Annotated in this window: 17 protein-coding genes and 1 pseudogene; 11 read left to right on the top strand and 7 right to left on the bottom strand. The window is 70.9% G+C overall.

What is annotated here, in order from left to right; translation table 11 throughout:
• The first annotated feature begins 94 nt into the window (after window positions 1–94).
• The 6 genes from ABZ845_RS09050 to ABZ845_RS09025 all read left to right on the top strand — a co-directional run bounded on the left by ABZ845_RS09050 (window position 95) and on the right by ABZ845_RS09025 (window position 5,108).
• On the top strand, window positions 95–844 hold the full coding sequence (locus tag ABZ845_RS09050; RefSeq protein WP_360975042.1) for a glucose 1-dehydrogenase: 750 nt from the start codon (window positions 95–97) through the stop codon (window positions 842–844).
• A gap of 100 nt (window positions 845–944) precedes the next feature.
• Complete coding sequence (locus tag ABZ845_RS09045; protein WP_360975039.1) at window positions 945–1,844, top strand: methyltransferase domain-containing protein; 900 nt, start codon at window positions 945–947, stop codon at window positions 1,842–1,844.
• Window positions 1,844–3,085 carry a pyridoxal phosphate-dependent aminotransferase gene (locus tag ABZ845_RS09040; protein ID WP_360975036.1) on the top strand — a complete coding sequence of 414 codons (1,242 nt, stop codon included), beginning with the start codon at window positions 1,844–1,846 and terminating at the stop codon, window positions 3,083–3,085. Before ABZ845_RS09045 ends, ABZ845_RS09040 begins: the two co-directional genes overlap by 1 nt.
• On the top strand, window positions 3,082–3,804 hold the full coding sequence (locus tag ABZ845_RS09035; protein WP_360975033.1) for a tryptophan 2,3-dioxygenase family protein: 723 nt from the start codon (window positions 3,082–3,084) through the stop codon (window positions 3,802–3,804). Before ABZ845_RS09040 ends, ABZ845_RS09035 begins: the two co-directional genes overlap by 4 nt.
• Window positions 3,805–4,084: 280 nt before the next feature.
• Window positions 4,085–4,711: an AraC family transcriptional regulator gene (locus ABZ845_RS09030; RefSeq protein ID WP_360975030.1), complete on the top strand. Its 627-nt coding sequence runs from the start codon at window positions 4,085–4,087 to the stop codon at window positions 4,709–4,711.
• Window positions 4,712–4,721: 10 nt separating this feature from the next.
• Entirely contained in the window at window positions 4,722–5,108 is a 387-nt protein-coding gene (locus ABZ845_RS09025) for a VOC family protein (RefSeq protein ID WP_360975027.1), read from the top strand.
• A 103-nt stretch (window positions 5,109–5,211) separates the two neighbouring features.
• Here ABZ845_RS09025 and ABZ845_RS09020 read toward each other — a convergent pair whose 3' ends face one another.
• Both ABZ845_RS09020 and dhaM read right to left on the bottom strand, forming a co-directional pair.
• Complete coding sequence (locus tag ABZ845_RS09020) at window positions 5,212–5,502, bottom strand: HPr family phosphocarrier protein (protein ID WP_360975024.1); 291 nt, start codon at window positions 5,500–5,502, stop codon at window positions 5,212–5,214.
• The gene (gene dhaM, locus ABZ845_RS09015) at window positions 5,486–5,878 is read right to left on the bottom strand and encodes a dihydroxyacetone kinase phosphoryl donor subunit DhaM (RefSeq protein ID WP_360975021.1); all 393 of its coding nucleotides are present in this window, start codon (window positions 5,876–5,878) and stop codon (window positions 5,486–5,488) included. Before dhaM ends, ABZ845_RS09020 begins: the two co-directional genes overlap by 17 nt.
• Window positions 5,879–5,939: 61 nt before the next feature.
• On the opposite strand from dhaM, the gene ABZ845_RS09010 reads away from it, so the two are divergent.
• The 5 genes from ABZ845_RS09010 (at window position 5,940) to ABZ845_RS08990 (ending at window position 11,276) form a co-directional block, all read left to right on the top strand.
• Complete coding sequence (locus ABZ845_RS09010; RefSeq protein ID WP_360975018.1) at window positions 5,940–6,719, top strand: IclR family transcriptional regulator; 780 nt, start codon at window positions 5,940–5,942, stop codon at window positions 6,717–6,719.
• 332 nt (window positions 6,720–7,051) lie between these two features.
• Complete coding sequence (locus tag ABZ845_RS09005; protein ID WP_360975015.1) at window positions 7,052–7,819, top strand: aquaporin; 768 nt, start codon at window positions 7,052–7,054, stop codon at window positions 7,817–7,819.
• Window positions 7,816–8,814, top strand: coding sequence for a dihydroxyacetone kinase subunit DhaK (gene dhaK, locus ABZ845_RS09000; protein ID WP_360975012.1), 999 nt, complete (start codon window positions 7,816–7,818; stop codon window positions 8,812–8,814). Before ABZ845_RS09005 ends, dhaK begins: the two co-directional genes overlap by 4 nt.
• 138 nt (window positions 8,815–8,952) lie before the next feature.
• Window positions 8,953–9,594, top strand: coding sequence for a dihydroxyacetone kinase subunit DhaL (gene dhaL, locus ABZ845_RS08995; RefSeq protein ID WP_360975009.1), 642 nt, complete (start codon window positions 8,953–8,955; stop codon window positions 9,592–9,594).
• On the top strand, window positions 9,591–11,276 hold the full coding sequence (locus ABZ845_RS08990; protein WP_360975006.1) for a putative PEP-binding protein: 1,686 nt from the start codon (window positions 9,591–9,593) through the stop codon (window positions 11,274–11,276). Before dhaL ends, ABZ845_RS08990 begins: the two co-directional genes overlap by 4 nt.
• A 225-nt stretch (window positions 11,277–11,501) precedes the next feature.
• Here ABZ845_RS08990 and adh read toward each other — a convergent pair whose 3' ends face one another.
• The 5 genes and pseudogenes from adh to xylB form a co-directional block, all read right to left on the bottom strand.
• Window positions 11,502–13,025, bottom strand: coding sequence for an aldehyde dehydrogenase (gene adh, locus ABZ845_RS08985; protein WP_360975003.1), 1,524 nt, complete (start codon window positions 13,023–13,025; stop codon window positions 11,502–11,504).
• Window positions 13,026–13,189: 164 nt separating this feature from the next.
• Window positions 13,190–14,467, bottom strand: coding sequence for a GAF domain-containing protein (locus ABZ845_RS08980; protein WP_360975000.1), 1,278 nt, complete (start codon window positions 14,465–14,467; stop codon window positions 13,190–13,192).
• A gap of 205 nt (window positions 14,468–14,672) precedes the next feature.
• A pseudogene (locus ABZ845_RS08975) lies at window positions 14,673–14,771 on the bottom strand (N-acetylmuramoyl-L-alanine amidase); the annotation flags it as partial.
• 70 nt (window positions 14,772–14,841) lie between these two features.
• The gene (locus tag ABZ845_RS08970; RefSeq protein WP_360974997.1) at window positions 14,842–16,050 is read right to left on the bottom strand and encodes an ROK family transcriptional regulator; all 1,209 of its coding nucleotides are present in this window, start codon (window positions 16,048–16,050) and stop codon (window positions 14,842–14,844) included.
• Window positions 16,051–16,067: 17 nt separating this feature from the next.
• Window positions 16,068–17,513, bottom strand: a complete 1,446-nt coding sequence (gene xylB / locus ABZ845_RS08965; RefSeq protein ID WP_360974994.1) for a xylulokinase — start codon at window positions 17,511–17,513, stop codon at window positions 16,068–16,070.
• Window positions 17,514–17,658: the final 145 nt, after the last annotated feature.

Below are 17,658 nucleotides of genomic sequence, written 5' to 3'. Positions count from 1 at the left end.
GTGCGCCGGGCCTTAGGCTCCCGACGACGGGCGACAGCAAGCGGAAGCCGCAGACGATATCGAACTGCGGTAGAAAGCGAGCGGAATTCCCCTCATGAGCCTGCACGACAAGACCTTCCTCGTCACCGGCGCCGGCAGCGGTATCGGACGCGCCGTGGCACGGCAGTTGTTCGGCGCGGGCGCCCGCGTCGTCCTGGTCGGCCGCCGAGCCGCCGCGCTGTGCGAGACCGCCGAGGCGGCGCAAGACGGACAGGCGCTCGTGCATCCGGCGGACATCGCCCGGCCCGCCGCGGCGGCCCGTGCCGTACAGGCCGCGCTGGAGTGCTTCGGCGGGATGGACGGCCTGGTCAACAACGCGGGACTGGCCCGGTTCGGACCACTGGCCGACGCCGATCCGAGCGACCTGAACGCCATGCTCGACGTCAACCTGCTCGGCCCGGTCCACCTGATCCGGGCCGCCCTGCCCCCACTGCGCGCCGGCGGCGGATCCGTGGTCAACGTCTCTTCCGTCGGAGGTGTCCTGGCCATGCCCGACCGGGCGGTGTACGGCGCCTCCAAGGCCGCCCTGAACAGCCTCACCCGGTCACTGGCCCGGGAACTCGCCCCGCTCGTCCGGGTCAACGCGGTGCTGCCCGGCCCGGTCGACACCCCGATGTACGACGATCTCGGACTCGCCCCCGAACAAGTCGCGCGACTGCGCGACGACATGGTCGACAGCACCCCCCTCGGCCGCTTCGGAACCCCGGAGGACATCGCGTCCTGGGTGTGCCGGCTGCTCGACCCCGAGGCCGCCGGATGGGTCACCGGAGCCCTCATCCCCGTCGACGGCGGCCGCACGTCGTGATTCCCGCAACATTCCCGCATGCCCGTCACTCGTTTCCGTACAGCAGCCCGGCGCATGTCATACGTCACGACGGTGCCGGAGAGGCCGAGGGAGAGAAAGAATGAGCACCGAAGAGATTTCCACGGTCTACGGCCGTGAGGAATTCAAGCGCGTCGACGTCGGCGCCGTCATGCGCGAGGGCCACCCCGACATCAGCGATGGCGACCACCTCATCGTGGACCTGGTGGCCAGGAAACGTGAGACGGCAGGGCGCCCGCTGACCGTCATGGACGTGGGATCCGGGTCGGGGGTGCTCTCCGAACTGATCGCACAGCGGCTGCCCGACTGCCGTGTGATCGCCAACGAGATCGCGCCCAACCCCGCCCGGCAGGCCCGCGAACGACTGGCGGCACACCCTCGCGCCGAGGTCTTCACCGAGTCCTTCACGGACTGGAAGGAACCGCTCGACGTCATCGTCTCCTGGGGCAGCCACCACCATCTGCCGCACAGCCATCTCCAGCATGTGCGCGACCTCCTGGAGGAGGGCGGTGTGCTGATACTCGGCGACGAGTTCTGTCCCGAGTACTGCACGGAGGACGACGCCATACGCCTGAAGAACGCCGAGGTCATCGAGCTCGGCGGGGGCCATCTGCTCGCCAGCCGGGAGGAGATCGAGGAGTACCGCCGAAGCGGCACCGTCCCCGAGTGGTCCCGGATCCTGGAGGACCGCCGCAGGCGCACGCTGTGGAACTGGTACAAGTTCGTCATCGACTACGCCATCGAGCGGGACCGCTGGCAGGTGGCCATCGCCGAGATGCAGATAACCAAGGACGACATGGTCACGTCGTTCGAAGAGGAACACAAACTCTCGCCGCTCATCGTCGAGCACGAGCTGTCCGTGAACGGATTCGAGCAGGCCGCCAAGCACGTCATCGGCGACCGGCCCGCGGAGCTCCAGAGCTTCTTCGTCTACGAGTTCGTCCCGGGCGCCCTGCCCGTCGGCGCAGACGGCGACCGCTGATGGGCCCGGTCCCGCGCGCCGGCACCATCCCCCCGTCCTGTCTGCACGCGGTCTTCCGCGCCGCGGAGGAGCGGGAGCGGGCGACCGGCCGGCCTGTCGTCAAACTCCATGTCGGGGAACCGTACTTCCCGCCGCCGCGGGAGGTGGCCCTGGCCGTGGAGCACGCGGTGCGCGACGGCCGTACGGCCTACACGTCCGCCGAGGGCATGACCTCCTTGCGGGAGGCACTGGCGGTGAAACTGGAGACGGAGAACGGCCACCACACCAGTGCGGAACGGGTGTTCGTGACACCGGGCTCCTGCCAGGGGCTCGCCGCTCTGTTCCAGTCGCTGGCGGGGCCGGGCGACGAACTGCTGATGCCGGAGCTGCACTGGCCGATCCACCTCCAGCAGATCCTCCTCGCCGGATTCCGGCCCGTCTTCTACCCGCTCGGGCCCGGATACCGCCCCGACGTCGAGTCCCTGCGTGCCGCCCTCACCCCCCGCACCCGGGCCGTCCTGGTGAACTCCCCGGCCAACCCGACCGGTGCGGTGCTGGACGCCGAGAGCATGAGAGGCATTCTCGAACTCTCGCGCGCACACGACCTCCAGATCATCAGCGACGAGGCGTACGAGCACTTCGTGTACGAGGGCGACCACATCTCGTTCGCCTCGCTGGAGAACGGCGTGCCCGAGGACGAGCGGCGCGTCTTCAGTACGTTCTCCTTCTCCAAGAGCCTGGCGATGACCGGATACCGGCTGGGCTACGTGGTGACGCCGAACGCCGCCGCCGCGCACGCCATGCGCGTGGTGCAGGAGGCGAGCATCATCGGCCCCTCGACACCTGTGCAGTACGCCGGACTCATCGCGCTGAAGACACAGGACGCCGTACGGGCCAACGCCCGGATGGTCCGGGCCAACCGCGACCGGGCCCTGCCCGCCCTCCGCGAGGCGGGACTGCTCGCCGAACTCCCGCAGGGCGGCTGGTACGCCGTGATCGACGTAGGCTCCACCGGCGTCGACGCGGAGACGTTCGCCGCCGGCCTGCTGGAGACCCACGACGTGGGTGTGGCGCCGGCTGCGGGGTTCGCGCTGCGGCCCGTGCTGTCGGACGACGGCCGGGTGCTGTCGGCGGATCCCTCGGCCGAGGCCCGCACCCTGGTCCGGCTCGCGTTCTGCGGTGACCCCGACGAACTCGACACCGGCGTCACACGGCTGCTCACGCACGTGAGGCGGCTGCGCTCCCACGGCGGATCCCCGTGACCGGACCGGACTACGCGGGCTATCTGCGCCTGGAGCGGCTGCTGTCGCTCCAGGAGCCGCTGTCGCCGCCGGACGACGGTGCCGCCACCGGCTCGGCCGAGCTGTTCTTCATCGTGGCCCACCAGACCAGCGAGCTGTGGCTCACCCAGGTGCTGCACGACCTGGACGCGGCGACCGAGACACTGGTGTGCACCGACGGGCGGGCCGCGCCGGACGGCATCGAACTCGCGCTGGAACACCTGCACCGTGCCGTGGCGGTGATGGGCCTGCTGGAGGACACGGTACGGCTCCTGGAACGGCTACCGGTCCAGCGCTTCGCCGTGTTCCGGGCCCGGCTGGGCAGCGCCAGCGGAGCCCAGTCGCGCAACTTCCACGAGCTGGAGGTGCGCCTGGGCACCGCCGACGAGGGTGAGAGTCCCCTGTACCGGGCCTTCCTCAAGGCGCTCGCCGCTCGCGGCACCGGCGTGGGGGAGATCTGCCGCCTCGGCGCGTCAGGTGCCGGCGCTGCGCACCGCATGGCGGAGGCCCTCCTCGACCTCGGCTACCGCTTCTGGCGGTGGAAGGTGGCCCATCTGGTCCTGGTCGACCGAACGCTGGGCGGCCTTTCGGGCACGGGCGGCACCACGGGCGCTCCGTATCTGCTCACACGGGTCCGGATTCCCTTCCCGGAACTGCGGTCGGCGCGTGAGGGGCTGCATCGGCACGAGCCCGGCACCTGAACAGATGGCCGGGGCCGCGGGGTGCGGACGGGATTCGTCGCCGTCCGCACCCGGCAGACGAGGGTCAGGCAGGCCTGACGCCGCTCAGCGGTGGGAGAATGGCCGCGTGGATTTGCGTCAGGCATGTCGCGCGGCAGGCATCGGCGTAGTCGCCCTCAGCGAGCACACCGGCCCCCCTCGGTTGCACAGAGCCCTCCCGACTCTGTCGTCGCGCCTGGTCGTCAGCCTCGGGGCACCCATCGAAGTCCGGTACGGCGGGCATGCCCGGTGCGTTCCGGCCGTGGTCACCGGGATGATGCGGCCCGGCACGGCCACACCCTCCGTCGTTCTGAGGCCGCACCAGCCGATGGTGTACGTCGAACTGTCGCCCGTGGCCGCCCAACGCCTTACCGCAGTCCCGCTCAGCGAGGTGGACGCGGGTGGCGTCAGCGCCGATGTGCTGCTGCCGTGGGTGAGCCGGCTGAGCGAGGAGCTGGCGGCCTGCCCGGCCGACCAGCGGGGTCCGCTCGTGCGACGCAGGCTCCTCGAGCGCCTGTTACGAGCTGATCAGCCTGACGTGTCCCGGTACGCGCTCGAGACACTGAAGATCATCCAGGCCAGTCACGGACAGGTATCCGTCGAGGATCTCGCACGGCATGTGCACCTGAGCCCGCGGCGCCTGCGGCAGGTGATGCAGAGCGCGGTGGGGATCAGCCCGAAGTTCGCCTCACGTGTCGCGCGGCTGTCGGCAGCCGTCCGTCGTGCGGGGGACGGGGCCGGATCCTGGGCCCAGATCGCCGCGGAGAGCGCATACCACGACCAGAGTCACCTGGTGCGTGACTTCCATGACCTGATGCGGACGACACCGACCGCATGGCTCGCGGAGGAAGGCCGAAATCTACAAGGCAGGAGACTTCCTTCGCCCTGATCATCGAGCCATGACCAGTGAGCTTCAGCCCAAGTTGCTCGTGTCCGACGCCGACGCGGGAATCGACTTCTACACCAAGGCTCTGGGAGCCACCTTGACCTCGCGGGTGACCGACGACGCGGGAGTCGTGATCCATGCCGAACTCGCCCTGGGCTCCTCGGTTTTCGCGCTGGCGCAGAGCGTCGACGAGTGGGGCTGGCACGATCCCGGGTCCGTGGGCGGTTCACCCGTCCTCCTCATGATCGATGTGTCCGACCCGGGTGCCACGGCGGACCGGATGCTGGAGCTCGGGGGCGAGCTCGTGATCCCGGTCGAGGACCGCCCCTACGGCAAGCGACAGGGCAGGGTGAAGGACCCCTTCGGGCACTTGTGGGTGCTCAGCGGCGACCTCCGCTAGTGCCGCGGCACTGGACATCGGCCGGTCGCCCTCGCCGCCTCCACTGTTCCTCGCTTCTCGTGCCGGAAGCGGGGCTGATCAGGTGTCGCTGGGGGCGGCCGGGTCACTCGGCGTTCATCAGGATCCGACTCAGCGCCGTGACGGCCTCTTCGGCGTCATGGCCTTCGGCGCGGATGGTCACGGTGCTGCCGAACGTGGCGCCCAGGCCCATGACGGCCAGGACACCGGTCGGATTGACCGTCCGGCCGGCGTACTCCAGTCGTATGGCACTGGTGAAGCCTGCTGCGGCCCGGGCGAGTTGGCCGGCGGGCCGAGCGTGGAGGTTGGCGGGCAGAACCACAGCGGTCTCGTGCTGGGGCGCGGTCGTGGTGGTGGGCTCAGAGCTTGTGGACATGGCGGGCCTCCTCGGCGGCGTCGGCGACGGCCATCAGGTCGGCGCCGGATGCGGCGGTTACGACGGCTGCGACGGCTCCTTCGACGAAGGGCGCGTCGACGATCAGCACTTCGCTGCTGGGATGGTCTTCAAGGACAGTGCGGGCGGTCAGAACGGAGCTGCCGAGATCGGGCAGGACGATGACACCGGCTCCCTGGTCGACGCGGCGGATGGCGGCGAGGACGAGGTCGTAGCTGGTGCCGATCCGGCCGTCGTCGGTACCTCCGGCGATGGCTAGGGGGACCGTGTCGGAGCCGATCTGCTGCACCAGCAGGCGAAGGCCCGCGGCGAGCTCGGCGCTGTGGGACACGAGTACGATGCCGACAGATGCGCTCATGAACGGTTACCGTAGATGTCGGAACGCTGTTCAGCAATAGTGAACGAGGGGGCAATTTCCGATGGTGCAGGCGGTGCAGCGGGCGGTCCAGATCCTCCGGGAGCTCGCGTCCACCGGGCCGCGCCTGGGCGTGACCGAGCTGGCCGACCGCCTGGGCGTGGCCAAGCCGACCGTGCACGCGCTGCTGCGCACGCTGGAGGCCGAGGGGCTGGTGGTGCAGGACCGGGACAGCTCGAAGTACCAGCTCGGCCCCGATCTCGTACAGCTCGGCAATGCCTACCTGGACACCCAGGAGCTTCGCACCCGCTCGCTGACCTGGTCGGACCAGCTCGCGAACCGGGCGAACGAGGCGGTCTGGGTGGCCGTGCTCACCGGTGACCACATCATGGTGGTGCACCATGCCTTCCGCCCCGAGGGTGCCGTGCAGATCCTCGAGGTGGGCGCCGTCGTCCCGTGGAGCACATGTGCCCTGGGAAAGGCCATCGTGGCCTTCCTTCCGGCCCGCGAGCGTGAGCGCCTGCTCGAGGGAGAGCCGGCGGTGCTCACCGGCGCCAGCGTCACCGACCCGGATGAGCTGGCGGGCCAGTTGAAGGAAGTCCTCAGGGCGGGCTACGCGATCGAGGACCAGGAGTCCGCCATCGGGGACGCGGGTATCGCCTCTCCCGTATTCGACCGCTCCGGCGAGGTGGTCGGCGCTCTTGGCATCGTCGGCCCGGTCGAGCGGCTGCTGGCCGAATCGGCACGCCAGGAGCTTGCGGTCGCCGTCCGGGAGACCGCCCGCAACCTTTCCCGCGACCTGGGTGCCCCGCGCGGGGCGGCCGGACGCACCACGATGACCTGATCTGCCCTCGCGGGCCGGGAGCGCCCGTCGGCTTTCCCGCGTCCGATCCGGGTGACCCAGGCCCCACGGCATGCCGTGGGGCCTTCGTCGTATCCAGCGGAACGCGATGGCCGCCGAACCTCTTGACAGGCCGGAAACGTGGCCGTAATTTCCGGAACAACGTTCATCCATAGTGAACGCCATACAGCCGGAGCCTCAAATCTTCCCGGCTTCCCCCTGCGCGGCCGCCAGGTGCCCCGACCCTGATCACCTGGCGGTCACCTCCCTTCACAGCCCGCTCCACGCGGAGGAGGTGAGACGCCCAAGCCGACGCTCGGCGCTGGGCGCCTTCCATGGAAGAAAACACCTACCCACAGAAGCTTGTGGCCGAGCTGCTGGGCACCGCGATGCTGGTCTTCATCGGCGTCGGTTCAGTCCCCGCGACACTCATCGTCAACGGCAAGGCCCCGTTCACCTTCGCCGATCTCGGCATGATCTCGCTGGCGTTCGCCACGGTGGTCATCGCGATGGTCTACGCGATCGGCCACATCTCCGGCTGCCAGATCAACCCGGCCATCACCCTCACGCTCGCCGCGACGGGGAAGATGCCCTGGCGGGACGTCCCCGGCTACATAACCGCCCAAGTCGTCGGCGCGGTCCTGGGAGCCCTCGCGATCATCGGGGTGCTCGGCCACCAGGCCGTGACCGTCGGTCTGGGCATCGCCTCGTACGGCCCCCAAATCAGTGTCGGCCAAGCCTTCTTCGCCGAGGCCATCGGCACGGCCGTCCTCGCCTTCGTCGTCTTCGGCGCCATCGACCGCCGCTCGGCCGGCGGTTTCGCCGGGCTCGCCATAGGACTTGCGGTGTTCGCCGTCATCATGGTGGTCGGACCCGCCACCAGTTCCGCGATCAACCCGGCCCGCGTCGTCGGCCCCATGCTGGTCGGCCAGTTGTTCAACGGCACGGTCCATTGGAGCCAGTTGCCGGTCTACCTGCTCGGCGACGTCGGGGGCGCGGTCGCCGCCGGTTTCCTGTACGTCGCCCTGAACGCCCGTCGCGGTGTCGCCACCGCCGAGTCGACGACCGAGCCGGTCGCAGCCGCTGAAGGAGCCCTGTCATGAAGAAGTTCATCAACGCGCCGGAAGCGGTGCTGGCCGAGGCGCTGTCCGGGATCGCAGCCGCCCACCCCGGGCTGAAGGTCGACCTGGAGAACAAGGTGATCGCCCGCGCCACGGGTACCGGGCCGGGCAAGGCCGCCCTCGTATCCGGCGGCGGTTCAGGGCACGAACCCCTGCACGGCGGCTTCGTCGGACAGGGCATGCTGGACGCCGCCTGCCCCGGCGAGGTGTTCACCTCGCCCGTGCCCGGTCAGATGCTTGCCGCGGCCCAGGCCGTCGACGGCGGTGCGGGCGTGCTCTTCATCGTGAAGAACTACACCGGGGACGTCCTCAACTTTCAGATGGCCGCCGAACTGGCCGCGGAGGAAGGCATCACGGTGGAGACCGTCCTGGTCGACGACGACGTCGCCGTCCAGGACTCCACCTGGACGGCCGGGCGCCGAGGCACCGGAGCCACGGTCTTCGTCGAGAAGATCGCGGGCGCGCTCGCCGAACAGGGCGCCGACCTCGCTGCCGTGGCGGAGATGGCCAAGCGGGTGAACGCCGCCTCCCGGTCCTTCGCCGTGGCGCTGACCGCGTGTACCAACCCCGCTTCCGGCAAGCCCGGTTTCGACCTGCCCGAGGACGAGATGGAGGTCGGCGTCGGCATCCACGGCGAACCCGGTCGCAGCCGTGAGAAGCTCCGGCCCGTCAGGGAGGTCGTGGCCACCGCCCTGGACGCCATCCTCGCCGACCAGCCGCTGACGGCCGGCGACGAGACCATAGTCATGGTCAACGGCCTGGGCGGCACTCCGCTCATCGAGTTGTACGTGTTCTTCAACGAGGTCGCCGTAGCGCTCGAGGACAAGGGCGTGGTCGTCGCCCGCAACCTTGTCGGCAACTACGTGACCAGCCTGGACATGGCGGGTGTTTCTCTCACCGTATGCAAGGCCGATGCAGACATGCTGTCCCTGTGGGACGCGCCGGTGAACACCCCGGCCCTGCGCTGGGGCGTCTGAAACCGAGCCGGGGGCGGGGCCACGCAACACGCGGGGGCCGGGCGGGCCCCTCCCACTGCCTGCCCGCCCGGATCGCATCCCTCGCGTCATCCCCCACCCCCGGCTCACCCCACCACCGACAACCAGCCCTTACCGACCATGAACGGAGACCCCGTGGACACCGACCTCGCCCGCACGTGGGTGCAGGCCATCGCAGCCGCCGTGGACCAGCACAAGGACCACCTCACCCAGCTCGACTCGGCCATCGGCGACGCCGACCACGGCACCAACATGCAGCGCGGCTTCTCCGCCGCCGTCACGGCCTTGGCCGACTACGAGCCCGACACCGTCGGGGCCGTACTCGTCAAGACGGGCACCACCCTCATCTCCACCGTCGGAGGTGCCTCCGGACCGCTCTACGGCGGTGCCTTCCGCGCCATCGGCAAGGCCCTGGACGCCCCCACCGCCCCCACACAGCAGTTCGCCGCGGCGCTGGCCGCCGGGCTCGCGAGCATCGAGAAGCTCGGTGCGGCCTCACCCGGTGACAAGACCATGATCGACGCCTACGCCCCCGCACTGGCCGCCTTCCAGGAACAGGCCGATACCGGAGCCGACCTGGCCGCAGCGGCCGTGGCCGCCGCCGACGCGGCCGAAGAAGGCATGCGCGCCACCACCCCGATGCAGGCCCGCAAGGGCCGCGCCTCCTACCTCGGTGCCCGCAGTATCGGCCACCAGGACCCGGGCGCCACCTCCACCGCCCTTGTCTTCCGCGCCCTCGCCGAGACGCTGGGGGTCAAATGACCGGCCGACGCACCTATTCCGGACTCGCCGCCGCACCCGGGACAGCCCTCGGCGTCGTACACCGCACCGACCGTCCCTCCACCGGAACCGCACTCCCGCACCGCGACGGCGGCGATCCCACGCGACAGATCACCGACGCCTTCGACGCCGTCACCACCCGCCTGCTCGACCTGTCCACCTCGCTGCGCGAACAGGGCAAGGACGAACAGGCCGACATCGTCGAGGTCAACGGCTACATCGCCCAGGACCAGGATCTGCGGGACCGGGCCATCCAGGGCGCGAACGACGGCCGGCCGGTACCCGTTGCCATCCGGCAGGCCATCGACACCTACGCAGGAACCATCGCCGCCTTGGACGATCCCACTCTCGCCGAACGCGCCGCGGACGTCCGGCAGGTGGGCCGCCGCGTCCTGGCCCATCTCCACGGGGAGACGGATCCCGCGCCCGATCAGCCCCTCGTGCTGGTGGCCCACGAGATCGGCGCCGCCGAACTGCTGGAACCCGGCCAGACGGTGACAGCCGCGATCTCCGTGACGGGCGGTCCGAACTCCCACGCCGCGATCGTCGCCCGCTCGCTGGGAATTCCCCTCCTCCTGGGCGTCGACCCCCAACTGCTCGAACTGCCCGACGGGCAGGAGATCCTGCTCGACACCGATCAGTCCGGCGCGGTCGCCCACCCCCGTGACGACGAACGCTCCAGGGCCCTGCACGCGATGGAGACCGACCGGGCGCGCAGGCTCGCCCTCGCCGAAGAGCGGCACCTGCCCGCCGAGACACTCGACAAGCACCGCATCGTTCTGCGGGCCAACGTGGCCACCCCGGCCGAGGCCCGCGCGGCCCTGACCACGGGCGCCGAAGGCGTCGGTCTGCTCCGCACCGAACTGCCCTTCCTCGACCACCCCGCATGGCCCACCCGCGCTCAGCACGCGGCCACCCTCGTCCCCGTACTGCGCGCTCTCACCGGGCAGGTCGTCACGGCCCGTACGCTCGACTTCGCCGACGACAAACTGCCGCCGTTCCTCGCTCGCCCCGAGGGCGCGCGTCTCGGGCGCGGTCTGCCCCCCATGCTCGCCCGACCGGACGCTTTCGCCGACCAGTTCCGGGGCCTGCTCAGCGCCGGAGCCGACACCGACATGCGCATCATGATCCCCATGGTCGCGAGCGTCGACGAACTGCGCGCCTGCCGACGCCTCCTTGAGGTCGCAGCCACCGAAGCCGGCGTCCCGATGCCACCCCTGGGCATCATGGTGGAGCTCCCCGAAGCCGTCGCCGCGGCCGACGACCTCGCCAGGGAAGCCTCCTTCTTCTCCATCGGCAGCAACGACCTCACCTGTCAGATCCTGGACCTGGACCGGCGCGACCCCACTGCCACCCCCGCCATGGCGGCACACCCCGCCGTACTCGACGCCATCGCCCGTGTCGTCACCGCCGCCCACCGTCACGACCGTCAGGTCTCCGTCTGCGGTGACGCCGCCGCACACCCCCTCGTGACCCCCCTTCTCATCGGTCTCGGCTGCGACAGCCTCTCGGTCGGCCCCGCCGCACTCGACGAGGTCCGGGCCCGCATCCGCCGGCTGAGCCACGACACCTGTGCCTCCCTGGCCGCTGTCGCCCTCACGTGCGAAACACCCGAAGAGGTCTGGCGACTCGTCGAGCAGTGCTGCCTGCCGTCGCTGCCCTAGCGTCGCGACAGGCAACGTCTTCCCTGTCGCGACGCCCGGCACGAGCGGGACGGAGGCGGGACGAACTGGCCTGCCGGACGAATGGTTGCTGCTGCACCCCACGAGCAAAGCGCACCCGCGGAGGAGGCCCGGCCGAGTGCATGCGACGGTGGGACGAGCACGAGGATGCTGCAGAGGAGGGGCGCCTGCCGGGCATCTGCCTGGTCAGGCGCCCCTTTCCCGTGTCTAGAAGAAGCCCAGCTTCCTCGGCGAGTACGACACCAGGAGGTTCTTCGTCTGCTGATAGTGCTCCAGCATCATCTTGTGGGTCTCGCGGCCGATGCCGGAACCCTTGTAGCCGCCGAACGCCGCGTGTGCCGGGTAGGCGTGGTAGCAGTTCGTCCAGACACGGCCCGCCTGGATTGCGCGGCCCGCGCGGTAGGCCGTGTTGACGTCCCGTGTCCACACGCCGGCCCCGAGCCCGTACAGGGTGTCGTTGGCGATCTTGATGGCGTCGTCGAAGTCGCTGAACGACGTCACAGACACCACGGGACCGAAGATCTCCTCCTGGAAGATACGCATCCGGTTGTCGCCCTCGAAGATCGTGGGCTGGACGTAGTAACCGCCCTTCAGCTCGCCGTCGTGCTCGATGCGTTCACCGCCCGTGAGCACCTTCGCGCCCTCCTGCCGGCCGATGTCCAGATACGAGAGGATCTTCTCCAACTGGTCGTTCGACGCCTGGGCGCCGATCATCGTGTCCGTGTCCAGCGGGTGGCCGCTCTTGATCAGCTCGGTGCGGGCGACGGCCGCGTCCATGAACTCCGCGTACTGGCCTCGCTGGACCAGTGCACGGGACGGGCACGTGCACACCTCGCCCTGGTTGAGCGCGAACATCGTGAAGCCTTCCAGGGCCTTGTCACGGAACTCGTCGTCCGTCGACCAGACATCGTCGAAGAAGATGTTCGGGGACTTGCCGCCGAGTTCGAGCGTGACCGGCGTGATGTTCTCGGAGGCGTACTGCATGATCAGCCGCCCGGTGGTGGTCTCGCCCGTGAACGCGACCTTGGCGACGCGCGGGCTGGAGGCCAGGGGCTTGCCCGCCTCCACGCCGAATCCGTTGACGATGTTCACCACACCCGGCGGCAGCAGATCGGCGATCAGGCTCAGCCAGAAGTGGATGGACGCGGGTGTCTGCTCGGCGGGCTTCAGGACGACGGCGTTGCCCGCGGCGAGAGCCGGTGCGAGCTTCCAGGTCGCCATCAGGATGGGGAAGTTCCACGGGATGATCTGCGCGACCACCCCGAGCGGCTCGTGGAAGTGATAGGCCACCGTGTCGTCGTCGATCTCGCCCAGGGAACCCTCCTGGGCGCGGATCGCCCCCGCGAAGTAGCGGAAGTGGTCGATGGCCAGAGGGATGTCCGCGGCCAGGGTCTCCCGGACGGGCTTGCCGTTCTCCCAGCTCTCGGCCACGGCCAGCCGCTCGAGGTTGGCCTCCATCCGGTCGGCGATCTTCCTGAGGATGCCGGACCGCTCGGCGACCGACGTGCGACCCCAGGCGGGCGCGGCGGCATGGGCCGCGTCCAGCGCGCGTTCCACGTCGTCCGCGGTGCCGCGCGCGATCTCCGTGAACGGCTGCCCGTTCACGGGACTCGGATTCTCGAAGTACTGGCCGAGAGCGGGCGGTACGTACTCGCCCCCGATGAAGTGGTCGTAGCGGGCCTGGTAGGAGACGATCGCACCCTCGGTGCCTGGCGCTGCGTAACGGGTCATGCGGGTCTGCCTCCCGGGACAGCGCTGCCCGCCGTTGGGCAGCTCTCGCAGCGAGGCTAGGACGAAGGACGTTGCGAGCAGGTTGCGTCGCGGCTGTGTCGCACGGGCGCCGGAACAGGCAAAGGAAGGCCGGGGCAGCGGTAGCCGCGCGATCGCGGGCAGCGTCAGCGAGGTGCCGGACGCGTCCAACCCCCGGGAGCCGCGAGCTCCGACTCCAGCTCGCCAAGGCGCGCCCGTACGGCGGCTGTCGGACGCGCCGCCGTGAGCGCCCGCCAGACGCCGATGTCGTCCTCACCCCAGGGCGAACGCGCCCAGTCGGCCAGCAGGTCGGGGTCGCCGCGCGCGATGAGCGCCGCCCGCAGCGCGTCGCCGAGCCGCCGACGCAGCCTGGTCACCGCCGGCGCCTGCGAACCCGGCAGCAGCGGGCCCCGGTATGCCGACGCGGCCTCCGAGACCGCTCCCGAGTCCAGCCGCCTTTCGACGACGGTGACGTCGGAGACGACCGCGGCTGTGAGCCGGTAGGGACGCGAGACCAGCAGCCCGGGGCCGAGGATGCGGCGCAGTCGCGCCAGCTCGGCACGCAGCGTCACCGGTGTCACCGACTCGTCCTCGTACAGCGCGCACAGCAGTTCGTCGCCGGTCAGTCCCTCCGGGTGCCGGGTCAGCAGCACCAGTATCTCGCTGTGGCGTCGGCTGAGCCTGATCGTCCGGCCGCCGCCACGCAGGTGCGCCTCGTCCCGGCCCAGGGCGGCCAGTTCCCATGCGCCCGCCGGTGTCCGCACCGGTGACACAAGTGCCAGCTGGGACTCGGCGGCACGTGCCACGGCCTGCACGAACCCCAGACTGTGCGGGTGCGCGAGTCTGTCGCCACCGGTGATGTCCAGTGCGCCGAGCACCCGCCCGGTACGCGGATCGTGCACGGGTGCCGCCGCGCAGGTCCAGGGCTGGACCCGGCGCGCGAAGTGCTCGGCCGCGAACACCTGGACCGGCCGGTCCACGGCGACGGCCGTACCCGGGGCGTTCGTCCCCATCGCGGACTCCGCCCAGCGTGCTCCCGGCACGAAGTTCATGCGGTCCGCACGCCGCCGGGTCGCCGCATCACCTTCGACCCACAGCAGTCTGCCCTGCGCGTCGCAGACCGCCAGCAGATGCTCCCCGTCGGCAGCGAAAGGGCCGATCAACTCCCGGACGAGCGGCATCACCCGGGCCAGAGGATGGTCTGCCCGGTAGGAGCCCAGGTCGTCGTCCGTCAGCTCCACCTGTGCCGTGCCGTCCGGTCCCACGCCCGCCCGCGCCGAGCGCCGCCATGAGTCGGCCACCACCGGACGGACCCGCCGCGTCACCGTGCCGGCCGCGGTGAACGTCTCATGGGCGCGGCGCAGCTCCCGTACCCGCTCGACGGGATCGGACCCCGGTTCCAGGGCTACCCACGGATCGGTCAACTCGGCCTCCCGGGACGGCTGTGCGCTGGGGACATCGTCACTCCCGGCGTGGCCGCCGACAACCGTTTCGACCGTCATCGCCGGTAACGGGACGGGTGGGCCGGGGGAGGGCCCGGGTCTGTCCCGCTCCGCCTGCCGTGCCATGCCGGGCCGGTCCCGTCGCCCTCCGGGTCGGGCGGCGGAGACCAGCCGTATGTAGTGCGGCCGGTCCCGGATCGGTGTGGTCCGTGCCCGGGACCTCGTAATGCCCGGTGATGTGGGGCCCGTCCTTGGGGATGCCGCATCTGGTGCGGATCGCCGCAGTGGCGAAACACCGTCCGCCAAGGTTCGTCGAGCCGCTCCCGGCACTGAAGCCGGAAGATGGAGCACCGCCGCTATGCCCGTCCCGACAGCGCCGCCGGATCGTCGAGTACCGCCCGCACCACCGAGTGCGCCGCGCCGAGCAGCGGTCCCTCGGAACCCAGCCGTGAGACGGACACCGTACAGGCCGGTCCGGCTGTCCGCTCCGCCAGTTCGCGCTCCAGGGACGGCACAAGCCAGGGCGCGAGAGCCGCGAGCGCTCCGCCGAGCACGACCGCCTCGGGGTCCAGCAGATTGACCGCTCCGGTCAGCGCGATGCCGAGCGCGATTCCGGCATCGCGCAAGGCACGGCGCACCCCCTTGTCGCCCTGAGCCGCACGCTCGGCGAGTACTTCGACCCCGTTCTCGCCCGGCGCCAGCCCCGCCGCCCGCAGGACCGCCTCCTCGCCGGCGTACTGCTCCAGACAACCGCGCCCGCCGCACGCGCACGGTGGACCTTCCGGGCGCACGGGCACATGGCCGAGCTCGCCCGCGAAGCCATGCGTCCCGCGCAGCAGCCGCCCCTCCACGACCACCGCTCCACCGATGCCGATCTCCGCCGAGACATGCAGAAATTCGTGGAGGGCTCCGTCGCCGAGCCAGAGTTCCGCGAGCGCGCCGAAGTTGGCCTCGTTGTCCACGGTCAGCGGCATCCCGTCGGGCAGGTGCGGTGCCAGGTCGGTGTCGTGCCAGCCGAGGTTGGGGGCACGCACCACGGTCCGGGCGTCGCGCCCCACCAGACCTGGCACCGCGACGGCCAGTCCCGCAGGCCGCAGCCCGCTGCGTTCGGCCTCGGCGACGACCTCCCCGACCAGAGCGGTCAGTTCGGCGAGTACCGGCCGCGGCGGACGGCCACGATTCGTACCGTGCCGCACCGCCCGCGCTCGCACCACTCCGCGCAGGTCGACCGCGCACACCGCGAGGTGGTCGACGCCGATCTCGGCACCGATTCCGGCCGGCCCCTGGCCGCTGACGGCAAGGGCGGACCCCGGGCGACCGACCCGGCCGGGACGCTCCGGCCCCAGTTCCTCCAGCAGCCCGGCTCTGATCAGTTCATCGACCAGGGTGGAGACCGCCGCCCGCGTGAGCCCGATCCGGGAGGCGACCGTGGCACGGGACAGCGGTCCCTCGGCCCTGACCGTGTGCATGACCCGCGCCAGATTGCGGCGGCGCATGCCCTGCTGGGTGTCCGGCAGCCCGCGTCCGGGACCGGACGGATGGGCTCCGTGCGGTGGTGCGGTCATGCCTCCCCCGGATCTCGTCAGCGCTGGTCGGGCTCCCGCTCCAGCAGCGGTGCCGCGTCGGAGAGTACCCCGGTGATCCTGGCGAGCGTCGCCTCGTCCCACTCGACGGCCTCCAGCACCGGCCCGCGGGCGGTGCCCCAGCGCCGGGCGACCGAGGCCGGGTCCTCGCCCGTCAGCAGAGCGGCGGCCTGCGCGGCCGCGCCCAGCGCGACGAGTTCCTTGGCCTCGGGCACCTGGACGGGCCGCCCGGACAGGCGTCGTACGGTCTCCTGCCATGCCGTGCCCCTGGCGCCGCCGCCGATGAGCAGCAGCGGAGCCGTGCGGTCGGCGTCCGCGTCGAGGACCAGGTCGAGGGCGCCCAGCAATGCGTGCACGGCTCCGTCGTAGGCGGCCTGCAGCAGTTGTCCGGGCGACGTGTCGTGCCGCAGGCCGTGCAGCAGCCCCGCCGCGTGAGGCAGTGGTGGGGTGCGCTCACCGTCGAGGTAGGGGAGCAGCGTCACCCCCGAGCCGGGCTCGACCGCCTCTCGGTCCAGGCTCAGCAGTGTGGCGATCCGGTCGACGGCGAGCGTGCAGTTCAGGGTGCAGGCCAGCGGCAGCCAGTCGCCGTGCGCGTCCGCGAAGCCCGCCACCGTCCCGGTCGGGTCGACGGGGCGCCGCTCGGAGATCGCGTACACCGTGCCGGATGTACCCAGGCTCAGTACGGGAGCGCCGGGGCGCAGGCCGAGGCCCAGGGCTGCAGCCGCGTTGTCCCCGGTGCCCGGAGCGACCAGGGTGCCCTTGGAGAACGGAAGGCCATGGGCGGCGTGTACGGTGCCTGCCACCTCGCCGGGACGCACGACTCGCGGCAGCAGGGCGGGGTCGAGGCCCACGTGTTCGAGGATCTCCTCGTCGTACGCCTCCGTGGCGGAAGCCCACCAGCCGGTCCCCGATGCGTCACCGCGGTCCGTTGTGCCCTGACCCGTGAGACGTTCGGTCAGGTAGTCGTGGGGAAGCCGTACGGCAGCGGTCGCGCGTGCGGCATCCGGCTCGTTCTGCGCGAGCCAGGCCCATTTCGTGACCGTGAAGGAGGGCCCGGGGACGCTTCCCGTACGTTCGGCCCAGGCCTTGGGGCCGCCGAGCGCCGATACCAGACGGCGGGCCTGCGGCGCGGACCGCACGTCGTTCCACAGCAGGGCCGGGCGCACCGGTTCGCCGTTCACGTCCAGCGTGACCAGGCCGTGCTGCTGGCCGCCGATCGAGACAGCCGCGGCCTCGTGGGCCGCATTCCCGCACTGGTGCAGGGCCTCGCACAGGGCGTCCCACCACTCGCGCGGATCGCTCTCGCGGCCCGCGCCCGACGAGACTGTGTGCGACGCCTGGCCACTCGCCACCACGTCCCCGCTCGCCGCGTCGACGACCAGCGCCTTGGTGGACTGGGTGGACGAATCCACCCCGACGACGAGCGGGCCCTCGGCTGCTGACATCGGCTCTCCCTCTTCCGCGGCTCGCATGATCCGGCCTGCAGGGCGTGTCAGGGGACCCGTGGGCCCGCCGTGCACGCATCGTCACCATGGGTGATCTTCCCACAGAGGCGCTTCATCTCTTCCCAGAGATGTCCTCGCATACTAA

This window comes from Streptomyces sp. NPDC047022 (assembly GCF_040644155.1).
GTDB lineage: Bacteria > Actinomycetota > Actinomycetes > Streptomycetales > Streptomycetaceae > Streptomyces.
This window is presented reverse-complemented; position numbering and strand designations above follow the sequence as displayed.

What these genes read in the sequence shown, in the direction of transcription:
- ABZ845_RS09050 (WP_360975042.1), top strand. Translation starts at nt 95, where the DNA reads ATGAGCCTGCACGACAAGACCTTCCTCGTCACCGGCGCCGGCAGCGGT.
- dhaM (WP_360975021.1), bottom strand. Translation starts at nt 5,878, where the DNA reads ATGAGCGCATCTGTCGGCATCGTACTCGTGTCCCACAGCGCCGAGCTC.
- ABZ845_RS08970 (WP_360974997.1), bottom strand. Translation starts at nt 16,050, where the DNA reads ATGACCGCACCACCGCACGGAGCCCATCCGTCCGGTCCCGGACGCGGG.
- xylB (WP_360974994.1), bottom strand. Translation starts at nt 17,513, where the DNA reads ATGTCAGCAGCCGAGGGCCCGCTCGTCGTCGGGGTGGATTCGTCCACC.
- ABZ845_RS09040 (WP_360975036.1), top strand. Translation starts at nt 1,844, where the DNA reads ATGGGCCCGGTCCCGCGCGCCGGCACCATCCCCCCGTCCTGTCTGCAC.
- ABZ845_RS09010 (WP_360975018.1), top strand. Translation starts at nt 5,940, where the DNA reads ATGGTGCAGGCGGTGCAGCGGGCGGTCCAGATCCTCCGGGAGCTCGCG.
- adh (WP_360975003.1), bottom strand. Translation starts at nt 13,025, where the DNA reads ATGACCCGTTACGCAGCGCCAGGCACCGAGGGTGCGATCGTCTCCTAC.
- ABZ845_RS09005 (WP_360975015.1), top strand. Translation starts at nt 7,052, where the DNA reads ATGGAAGAAAACACCTACCCACAGAAGCTTGTGGCCGAGCTGCTGGGC.
- dhaL (WP_360975009.1), top strand. Translation starts at nt 8,953, where the DNA reads ATGAACGGAGACCCCGTGGACACCGACCTCGCCCGCACGTGGGTGCAG.
- ABZ845_RS09025 (WP_360975027.1), top strand. Translation starts at nt 4,722, where the DNA reads ATGACCAGTGAGCTTCAGCCCAAGTTGCTCGTGTCCGACGCCGACGCG.
- dhaK (WP_360975012.1), top strand. Translation starts at nt 7,816, where the DNA reads ATGAAGAAGTTCATCAACGCGCCGGAAGCGGTGCTGGCCGAGGCGCTG.
- ABZ845_RS09020 (WP_360975024.1), bottom strand. Translation starts at nt 5,502, where the DNA reads ATGTCCACAAGCTCTGAGCCCACCACCACGACCGCGCCCCAGCACGAG.
- ABZ845_RS08990 (WP_360975006.1), top strand. Translation starts at nt 9,591, where the DNA reads ATGACCGGCCGACGCACCTATTCCGGACTCGCCGCCGCACCCGGGACA.
- ABZ845_RS09045 (WP_360975039.1), top strand. Translation starts at nt 945, where the DNA reads ATGAGCACCGAAGAGATTTCCACGGTCTACGGCCGTGAGGAATTCAAG.